This window comes from Sinomonas sp. B1-1 (assembly GCF_050474465.1).
Classification (GTDB): Bacteria; Actinomycetota; Actinomycetes; order Actinomycetales; family Micrococcaceae; genus Sinomonas; species Sinomonas flava.
In genome coordinates, this window is the sequence record NZ_JBCHVF010000022.1 from 1 (window position 1) to 10,001 (window position 10,001).

General features: G+C 56.6%; 6 protein-coding genes. 4 read left to right on the forward strand and 2 right to left on the reverse strand.

The window, feature by feature from the left end:
- Positions 1-257: 257 nt before the first annotated feature.
- Positions 258-1,511, reverse strand: a complete 1,254-nt coding sequence (locus ACQ5BE_RS18790; protein ID WP_430298468.1) for a glycosyltransferase family 4 protein — start codon at positions 1,509-1,511, stop codon at positions 258-260.
- A gap of 637 nt (positions 1,512-2,148) precedes the next feature.
- On the opposite strand from ACQ5BE_RS18790, the gene ACQ5BE_RS18795 reads away from it, so the two are divergent.
- The 4 genes from ACQ5BE_RS18795 to ACQ5BE_RS18810 all read left to right on the forward strand — a co-directional run bounded on the left by ACQ5BE_RS18795 (position 2,149) and on the right by ACQ5BE_RS18810 (position 8,331).
- Entirely contained in the window at positions 2,149-3,279 is a 1,131-nt protein-coding gene (locus ACQ5BE_RS18795; RefSeq protein ID WP_430298469.1) for a glycosyltransferase, read from the forward strand.
- Positions 3,280-4,513: 1,234 nt separating this feature from the next.
- Positions 4,514-5,563 carry a glycosyltransferase gene (locus tag ACQ5BE_RS18800; protein WP_430298470.1) on the forward strand — a complete coding sequence of 350 codons (1,050 nt, stop codon included), beginning with the start codon at positions 4,514-4,516 and terminating at the stop codon, positions 5,561-5,563.
- 79 nt (positions 5,564-5,642) lie between these two features.
- On the forward strand, positions 5,643-7,085 hold the full coding sequence (locus ACQ5BE_RS18805) for a hypothetical protein (protein WP_430298471.1): 1,443 nt from the start codon (positions 5,643-5,645) through the stop codon (positions 7,083-7,085).
- 262 nt (positions 7,086-7,347) lie between these two features.
- The gene (locus tag ACQ5BE_RS18810; protein ID WP_430298473.1) at positions 7,348-8,331 is read left to right on the forward strand and encodes a glycosyltransferase family 4 protein; all 984 of its coding nucleotides are present in this window, start codon (positions 7,348-7,350) and stop codon (positions 8,329-8,331) included.
- A 1,330-nt stretch (positions 8,332-9,661) separates the two neighbouring features.
- Here the strand turns inward: ACQ5BE_RS18810 and ACQ5BE_RS18815 are convergent.
- The coding region (locus ACQ5BE_RS18815) for a transposase (protein WP_430298474.1) at positions 9,662-10,001 on the reverse strand (340 nt) is incomplete at its 5' end.

A 10,001-nucleotide genomic window follows, 5' to 3' on the forward strand; every position in this document is an offset into this window, starting at 1 on the left:
ACCGGGCCCACAAGTACAGTGGTCCACGTCGAGGTCTTCTCATCAGACTGCTTGGTCGCTTCTGATCCTGAAGACCTCGACCCCATCAGCCCCGCACCGCCACGCCGCCGGATCCCTCAACCATGCTTAGATCCGAAGAGCCCCTTTGACGGCCCAGATCTCTTTCCAGCGGCAAGCAGACGTGAACGGTCGTTGACGCGCGAACAACCAACTCGAGATAGAGCGGATGCTAGCTTCGTCTGGACCTTTTTGGCTACCTATTGCCGAGAAGCCGGCTCGGCTCCCGGAATATTTGACAGCCAATGTGAATGCGCCGTGACTGCCCCCGTCTCGCGGAGCAAGGTACGAGCGTAGACCTTCCCCTGCTTCCCCATCTTCTCAGCAGCGAGAGAATTTGTCCCTAGGCGCTCGACAGCTTGCAGCAAAGCCTCCGGGTCCCCTGGGTTCACGCGCCACCCTCCGCCTGAGCGACTAAGTTCGCCCGAAGCCGCGCTTGAAGGATGAGTCGCCGCAACAATGGGCTGACCGACAGCAAAATATGACGTCAACTTGCTCGGAACTGACATCTCACGAAGGCCTTCTGCTTCATTCAGTAGCAGTACATCTGCCGACCTGAGCGCATCAACATATTCCGCATCTTCAAGTGGGCGCATGAAATCCAAGCGCACTACACCCGTCGCGATTTCCTCGAGCGCACGTCGGCGATTACCGTCCCCAAGCAGAACGAATCTAACCATGCTTGACGATCGGTCGGCCACGCGAGCCGCCTCAATCACATTCTCTAAGCCCTGCTTCATTCCCATATTGCCAGCGTGAAGCGCAATGATCTCATTGGAAGCCCAGGCGAACCGCTGGCGAACAGCCTCCCGGTCAAACTTTTCGGATGGAGTAATATGTGTCCAATTTGGTATTACTGCAACCTTCGAATTCGGCACCCCTAGGTCCTGAACCACGTAATCGCGAAATCTCTCATGGATCACAGTCACTCCGTCACATGCCCGCATTATGCGACTCTCGAGCGCCCTAACTAAGCGCCATATCCAACCTCGCTTCCCCGAAATTTCCTCGATACCCCGACTGTAAAGATCTTGAACCCAGATGACAACGGGGGTTCGGAAGAGCGCGGCCTTGGCTATCGCGAAGGCGGACCCAAACAGCGCCGGGCTGACGACTAGGACGACGTCGCAGGTGTTCCAACGCACGAAGGCTGCATGTAGCCCGAAAGTGATCTCCATTAATAGCCTTGGGAACAACCGGTGCGAACGCGGCACGGTGTGGCGGACCCGCTTCACAGGGACCCCGTTCGCTACCTCAGTATCCCGCAGCCCTCGGTACCGCTTCGAGGCCTTCCAGTCCGGGTAGTGGGGGTAACCGGTTACGACGGAGACGGCATGACCCATGCCGAGAAGCCCCTCCGCCAACGCAGTCGTGTAGGGCGCATTGCCAGTAGGTTCGGGCGCGTAGTTAAGGCCGACGATCAGCACGGATGGTCGCCTCTGCTTGCTGTTCACAGTGAGATAGTATCGTCGAGACCCACCCTCGCACCGAATCAAGGGGAATGCTGTTGGCTAACGAGACTCAATCGGAAAATGATCCTCCTACGATAGATCTGACAGGCGCGCCGTCGGGCCGGGAACTTTGGCAGCGCCCAAAGTGGGTTGTTATGGCATGGTCTCTGGTGGAGATCTTGCTTGTTACGAATCGAATACAGATATCATCTCGCGTCCGAATCGCTGCACTGCGACTGTTTGGAGCCGAAATCGGAAGTGATGTAATATTTCGGCCCTCGACTCGCATCAAGTTTCCTTGGAAACTCCACATTGGAGACCGGTCTTGGATTGGGGAAGGAGTGTGGTTCCACAACCAGGATCACATTTACGTCGGGAGCGACGTAGTCATATCGCAAGAAACTATGCTGACGACCGGAAGCCATTCGCATAGGAGGGATATGAGCCTGATCACGAAGCCCATATTTATTGAAAATGGAGCTTGGATCACTTCACGTTGCCTTGTACTGGGCGGTTCCCGTGTTGGCAAGTCTGCACTCGCCCACCCCATGACGGTCATAAACGGTGACGTTCCTCCGAACGCGGTAGTTGGAACTAGCGCGTGGACGGTGCAAGGTGAACGTTTCAAGACGGACAAATCATGAAAATCCTGCACATTGTGACGCATATTTCGTCAGATGGCGCCTTCGGTGGCCCTAGCACGGTCGCGCTCGGCCAAGCTGAAGCTCTCGCTGCTCTGGGGCACGAGGTTACAGTCTATGCCGCTGCGCCTTCAGCCGAAGCAGCAGATGGTTCTCGCGACGGATTCCGCCTGCGCACGTTTCCGGAAAGGCGCTTAGGCAGTAAGAGCGGCTTCGCCTTTGTATACGCGCCAAGCATGCTCATAGCTCTGGCCAAGAATCTCCGGAATGTGGACGTCGTCCACCTTCACCTCGCTCGCGACCTCGTTGTTATGCCGGCGGCCTGGCTGGTGCTTCGAAGTCGGGCACGGTATGTAGTTCAGCCACACGGCATGCTTGACCGATCCAGCAAGAAACTGGCGTTCGTCCTCGACCTGCTTGCGACAAAGCCCGTGCTACGCAAGGCTTTCCGTGTCTTAGTGCTGACGCGCGAGGAGGCGGCGGATGTGGCAGAGGTTGAATCCTCAGTCAGATTGAAGAAGATCGCAAACGGGATAAAAGGGGCAGCACAGCTTCCGGCACATGGACGTGAGAACAACGTGGTATTTCTTGCACGATTGCATCCCCGCAAGCGCCCCTTAGCCTTCGTTGAAATGGCATCGCTGTTAGCACCATCGCTTCCGCAAACCAACTTTATAATCGCGGGCCCTGATGAGGGCGAAGGCGCGAAGGTGCGAGAAGCAATACAAGCGGCCAATATGGGGGACAGGCTGCGATGGATAGGACCAGTCCCAAAAGATGCTACCGAGGAACTTCTGGCAACTGCTGGCGCATTTGTCCTGCCCGCAGTAAATGAGGTATTTCCCATGACGATCTTGGAGTCTATACGAGTTGGCACACCAGTTGTCACAACTGACTCTCTGGGTATTGCTGAGGAATGTGTTAGATATGGTGCCGCGGCAATCACAACGGGGTCGCCTATCGCCCTCGCTGATGCCGTTCTCCAAATAATGCAAGATCCGGATTACCGCGAGCAATTAGTGAGAGGTGGTTACAATTATATGCGAGAACACCTTGACATTTCTGCAGTAGCGCAGGAACTCGTCAAAACCTATTCTCAAACCGATGCAGGCGCCGGTTGCGTTGATTGACACAAGCTCTTTCGCGCTGAGCAGGATATCTATTCGGAATTCGTTGGGCAGATGGAATCCTTCTACCCGACGCCGGTGCGGGTCGAGGAGTACGTCGGCGGCCAGCAATGGATCGTTGAGGACTTTGACATGACGCCTGCGGGTGCGAACCCCGGCGCGCTGCTCGGGCATCCGCGATCTGCTCAAGGATCCAGCTTGAGTCAACCGGCTCTTCGCAGTTCACGGAAGTGAGCTCATCTTGTAGAGCGTGAAGGAGCTTGTGCCCTGTTGGCGGCTCTTCGGGTTCGTCCGAGAACGGCGGCGCTCGCACCGCGATCTTGAACCAGCCCGAACTTAGTGTCCTCTCCGCGGGCATCGGTGCTGTCGGCCGCCGGGTGGTCATCCAGTGCGCGAATATGATGCCGGCACGCCCGTCGAGGAGCATGCTTTCCAGCGGGACAACGCCGTCCGCCTGTACCGGCCGCGCCAGGTTCCCTCCGCTTGGGCCGCAGGGGCGGCGCGGCCCAAGCGGAGGTTCTTCTGCGATTAGCTGAGCTGCCGGCGACGATCGTCCACCGAGGCTACCAAACAGGTGGCCCGACGGACCGGCTCCGCTGCGCGGCTGGTGGGCCGGCCCGTCGAGGCCGTCATTCGGTTGGCTCGGCCGGAGGGGAGGCGGAAGTCACAGATTGCTCCTCTTGGTGGCTGGTCCTAAAGACTGTGGACACTGCCGCTGCGATCACGCCGGACGCGCAAGTCGTGGAATCGAAGAGGCTCTAGTTGACGAATGCCGGTACCGCTCGGTGTGCCAGTTCCGCATGGACGAGACGCCGACCTGACGGCGGGTAGAGCCTTGGATGACGATCGTCGTGGGCGTCGACACGGGCCGCGTGCTGGGTATCGCGGACGGAGGTGATAGCACCGGTGCCAGGGTCTGGTTCTCCACCCGTCCACGGCCTGATGCCACAATGTCGGGGCTAGCCGAATCGATCGGTCCCCGCCGTTTCACGAGGCCCAGCGGATGTGGATACACCGCAATGTGGACGCGGTCGACGCCGTCCACCTTGTCTCCCCTTCGGAGAGACGTGACGAAGTGCCCGGCAAGGGCAACGCTGGGTCCAGCGCGGTGTTGTAGTCTTCAGTTTGAACACAAGCTCTAGAGTGGAAAAGAGGAAGAACACGTGGGGGGATTCGGGTGCGTGTGACATGGGTGACCAATACGGCCGCACCCTATCGTCGTCCCGTATGGCGTGCTATGTCTGACAAATACCGCTTATCTGTGCACCTCCTTCAGAACGAAGCGAAAGGCCTCCGTGAGGGACGTCGCCATGAAGAGTGGTTTCAGGCTATCGATCCGGCATACAAGACGAAATTTCTGCCTTCCATTCAGCTAAAACTCGGCGATCGGCAGATCTTTGTAATTTCACTATATACGGCGTGGCGCTGCGTTAGACGAACTGACTCAATAGTGATCGGCGGGTGGGAGTCCCCAGCCTACTGGCTCCTACTACTAGCTGCCAAGATTATGCGCCGTAGATGCGTCGGATTCTATGAGTCCACCCTTGAAAGCCAGCGATTCAAGAGTGGCGTAATCGACGCATGCAGAAACCTTTTCTTTAGAAGTATGGACGCCATCGTGGTACCGGGGCCAGCATCGAAAGCAGCCGTTCTGCGAGCAGGCGTCGACGAAAACAACATCTACGAAGGTTTCAATTCGGTCGATGGCCAAAGGATAGCCAGTAAAGTTGCGGCTGCACGCACTCGTTCTCCTCTCCAGCCAGAGACCCCGCATCGTTATCTCTTCGTGGGACAACTTATAAAGCGGAAGAACGTCGCCTCCCTGGTTCGCGCGATGCTGACAATAAAAGACGGGGAACTTCATATCGTGGGCGACGGCGCCGACCGTCAAGAACTCGAGTCGATGACTCGTCACCTAGGTCTAGCAGAAAAGGTCTTCTTTCACGGACAAGCATCTCAGGACGAACTGGTGAACTACTATGCACAGTGTCACACGCTGGCCCTCGTCTCTACCGAAGAGGTGTGGGGACTAGTCGCCAACGAGGCCTTGGCAGCTGGAATGCACCTGGTCGTAACGGATGTATGTGGTTGCGTACCCTCGATACGCGAAATGGACGGTGTGTTCGTTACTTCCCTCAACCAGCGCTCGATCGATGAGTCCCTTCTGAGGTCCGCCCTCGAGTACAGAGGGTACATTGAGAAACCAAAAATACTTGCTCAGGGTCCCGAATCATTCGCACAGATATTTTCGAAAGCCATAGAGGGCTCACACCATGCGCCGAGCTGAAAAGTCTCCTCGGTGCCCCACGTCGCCGTCATGGCAGAGGGATCAGTCCTCATTCATTTGGACAAACCCCCTGTCCGTCATGCTCTGGGGACTAGCCGCATTATTGACAATTTTTGGCCTGTTCGCTTCCCTTTCGCCTGAGCCTCTCATAGCCGGGACAGGGGCCAGTACTGTGGGGCTCATTGCGGGGCTGGCTCTTCTAAGAACGATTAGTGGACCGATACACCCGTTCTCAGCAGGCGCGCTGATTGGGTATTCTCACGTTGCCCTATTTGTATTAAGACCCCTCTACGCGCTTGTCTACCAAGATGGAGTCAACTTATTCAACGGAATGCCGTTCGATCAATCAGTAGTAGCGGCCCAGCAGACCGCCGGCTTGGGAATTTTTTCTATCTACGTAGGCATGGCGGCGGCAGGGCCAAACCTGGCGTTCAAGCCTACAACCCTGCCTGCCAATAGAAGTGTGCAGAGGCACGTAGCTCTTTTACCCTACCTATGGCTTGCGGTAGTCGTCGGAGTTTCTCTATATTCCGTCTACATTGCCCGGACGGGTCTCTCCCAGTTTGCCGAGATCCTCACAACGGGACGCACCGCGCTCGCGAGTTCGTCTGTTGATGGAACCTCTGCTTATTTCTATGCGGGACTCGAGATGGCCACCGGAGCACTTATAGGCGTTGTCCTTGTGGCATCCCTAGCTGGCCTTCGGTTGCATGTTTTTTTCGCGCTCGCTGCATTAATCCTATGCGCCGTACCAAGCTTGGCCGCAGGTAGCCGGTCGGTCTTCGTACCCACTGTCATAGCCCTCCTATTGATCGGCCATTTGGTCAAACCCAGAGCATTCAGTGCACGAAAATTTGCGACCGTAGCGCCGGCTGCTTTTATCCTGCTGTTCATCGCCCCCCGCCTCTGGCGGGTCGACCTAGCGGAAGGGGGAAGCCTGACAGAGGCTCTCGCAGCAGCCTTACGTCCCGAGAACTTCCTTGGCGATTTTCTGGGCAGCTTCGACACCGCGATGCTCGATGCGTTCGCACTTCAGGTGTCCGCTCAGAGCTCGGGAGTGATCGGACTCCGATTCGGAGGGACATATGACGCACTGTTCTTGGCCTTCATACCTCGCACCCTTTGGGGAGATAAGCCGCTTTCCGTAGACCAGATTCTTAACAGCTATTTGTTTCCCATAACGCACGAAAAAGGCATTGGGTTTTCGTTCGGGATATACAGTGAGCCGACGCTGAACTTTGGACTAGTCGGTGTTGTGGGCGTAGGATTTGCCTTCGGATACATCGCCGCCCGAGTCTGGAGGAAATCCCAACATTCCGGGGACGTGCGTTCGCTGTATATCGCGATTCTGGTGACGTCTTATCTTTTCCCTCTAATGCGTGGAAGCATTTCGTTCGACTCGCAGCGCCTTTTCATTGCAGCCCTTCCAGCAGTCTTCTTTCTAGCTTTAGGAAAGGAGATGGGACTTGACGTCAAGACGTCGGTGAAGGCCCCTAGTACAAGGAAACTTCTTGATAACTGAAGATAAAGTCCGCGTTACCATCTGCAATCCTGGAACGCACCCGGAGCTGATCAACCTAGCAGCTCGCCTCTCCAAGCGATACGACGCCCGTTATCTCACCGCCTCAAACATAGCTAGAGACACGTTAGTCGGCTTTGTTCTTACAGATCTGGTACCGAGCAAATTTCTGACTGTTCGACAATTTCAGCGCAGGCTCCTTCCTAGTGCCTTGAAGAGCAGGAATGTCAGGTGTTATGCCTCTTTTCGAGAATTTCTTGCTTATATGAGCCGGAAGGCCGCGCCGTCACTAACGCAGCTCCTGCTGTCCTGGCGGAATCGAGGCTATCAACGGCAAGTTCTCAAATTCCATGATCGCTATCGACCTCGCGTGATAATCGCTCAATACACCGCGGCACGAGAGATATTTGCGGCGGCCGATGCCAGTACAATTCGGATCCTAAGTTACCCGATTGCGCACCATGCATGGCTCGATCGGTCAATGCGCGAAGAAGGAGAGCGCAATCCCCGTTGGGCCGCACTCCTGCAGGGGCACGACCTAGCAGCTGAAGATATAGCTCTTCTTGACGAAGAAATCGAGTTAGCCGATGTGGTCGTCGTGCCAAGCACGTTCGCAGCTCAGACTTTCATCGATTCCGGCATAAATCGAGATAAGTTGGTCGTGGTGCCCCTCGGTTGCGATTTCCTTGACTTGTCTGAGATCCATTCGGCGTCAGCAGGACCAGATCAGGGCTTCCGCGTGCTCTACGCGGGTCAAGTCACGCAGCGCAAGGGCGTGGGCTATTTGGTTGAGGCTGTCGAAGAGCTCGAAGGCGTACACCTCGAATTGGTCGGTGGCTGCACGCCAATGGCCCGAAATCTGATATCACGCTTCTCCCGTACGGCTATTTACCCTAGTCTCCCCAGGGAAGAGCTTCTTTTACGGATGCGTGCCTCTTCAGTACTGGTCCTTCCGAGTCTGGCTGAGGGCTTTGGGCTCGTCGCTTTAGAGGCAATGAGCGTGGGGTGTCCCGTCATTTTGAGCCATCAAACATTTGCTGGTGATATCGTCCTTGATGGGCGGAATGGGTTCCTTCTTCCGACCGTTGATAAAGAGTCCATACGGAACAAACTCACGGAAGTCATGAGCGCCCCCGATCTCGATCGAGTTGCTCATGAGGGAGCTCGCACAGCGAAGACTTACTCTTGGGACCGCTATGCTGGCGAATTCACCTCTGTGCTCGACGACCTTTTGGCTCAAAGAAACTGAGACGCGGTGCTGAGTTTCAATAAATTGCGGTCCGGTCGCCACGGCAATATAGCGATATCGATTCGCCGCCTGTTGCCACGACTACTCGTCGTCGCTGACACCGGCAGTGTTGCCTTCACGAACGTCGTTCTACTTGCCTTTGCAGGACGTAGTTTGCCAGCACGTGATTTTTCGGAACTCGCCCTTGTTCAGCTCGTTGTGATGACGGCCGTTATGGTGCAACGGGGATTTGTACTCGCCCCAGGCCTCTCTGTACAGCGGCAGCGAGGGAGGGGTACGTTTTCGTTATCTGTACTCGTTCGTTCGTCTGCGCCTCTCTCAGCGACAGTATGTCTCACCGCCTTCTGGCTCACCGGAGGATTGAGTTGGGTCCCGGCAATCTTGGTTTCCTCCTTCGGTCTTCTCGCGATGGATGTCGTGAGGCATATCATGTTGACCCGGAGCGGGAGACATCTGATGCTCCTCGGCACTGCAGCTTGGGGTCTAGCAACGATTGCAGGAATAGCGTTCGGTCCTGCTAATTCCCGCTACTATGTCTACGTCTGGGGTTTAGCCGCGATTGCCTCCGCGCTATACTGCTCGGTTGTTTTCATAGAACGTAATCGGTCAGTGAGGGTTCTCGCGATAGCCGAAATATGGAGTCTTGGCAAATGGTCGGGTCTCGACGCCCTCCTGTCCGCCTCAGCAAACCTAATTCCGCTCCTAACGGCGTCGGCCGTTGCGAGCGAAGAGCTCGTGGGCGCCTATCGACTCCTACAATCCGCGCTGGGCCCGCTTAATATTGTCACCGCGTCTCTCACGATGATAGTTAGCGCAGAATCTTGGAGGCTTTCATCTTTAGCCGGATTAGACGATCTAAGAAGACGAGTGCGCAGGCTGACCATTTTTCTCTTTCTTTGCAGTATGATGTACATCGGGCTGGCCGAAGCAGCGATGCTCATGCTATCTGGCTTGAGGTCGTCAGATGTGTTTCGTATTGCCACTGTCGTGGCCGCTGCCGGCCTTTTGGGGGCCCTGACTTCTGGTTATTCGGCAGCGGCTCTCGCTCTTGGTGGGCAGAGACACGGCGCGCTAATTCGGCTATCGACTTTACTCGTGGCCGTCGTCGTGTCGGTCTGGGCCACAATCGGGTTCTATATTCCCTGGAGCGATCCCGTTGCTCCGGTCACGCTTTTTGCTGCAGGCATTGGCCTTTTTGGCTGGGTCGCGTCCTATCGGACGCGCTTCTCGCACGCGGTCGCAGAGTGCAGCAGCGCAGATACACTGGAATGTAACCGGCGCTAAAGGGGCTCTTCGCGGTTCAGCGGGAATTGGCCTGCTGGTGTGAGTGTCACGCCGCTGTCTGTGCGGCGCTCCTGAGCAGGATACGCGACTTGTAGTTGTCGGCATTGCGGAATCCGCGGCCGGTGCGCTTGATGTTCTTGATCGCGGTGTTGTTCGCCTCGACCTTGGCCGTGGTCGCCCCGGTGGTGATGAGGACCTCGATCTCGTTCCACCAGCGCTTCACGGTGCGCAGGAGCCGCTTCGTCTCCACGGCGGGGGTAGCCTCGACGAGGCCTTCCAGGATCCGCCGGTGCTCCCACGCCTCCTCGAGCGAGCCAGCGGTGAGGAGGGTGCGCAGCTGTTCCTTGGCCTCCCACGCGGAGCGCAGCTGCCCTGTGGGGTCGTCG

Excerpts from the sequence above, each read along its gene's own strand:
- ACQ5BE_RS18810 (WP_430298473.1), top strand. The coding sequence starts at position 7,348 with ATGAGCCGGAAGGCCGCGCCGTCACTAACGCAGCTCCTGCTGTCCTGG.
- ACQ5BE_RS18795 (WP_430298469.1), top strand. The coding sequence starts at position 2,149 with ATGAAAATCCTGCACATTGTGACGCATATTTCGTCAGATGGCGCCTTC.
- ACQ5BE_RS18805 (WP_430298471.1), top strand. The coding sequence starts at position 5,643 with ATGCTCTGGGGACTAGCCGCATTATTGACAATTTTTGGCCTGTTCGCT.
- ACQ5BE_RS18800 (WP_430298470.1), top strand. The coding sequence starts at position 4,514 with ATGTCTGACAAATACCGCTTATCTGTGCACCTCCTTCAGAACGAAGCG.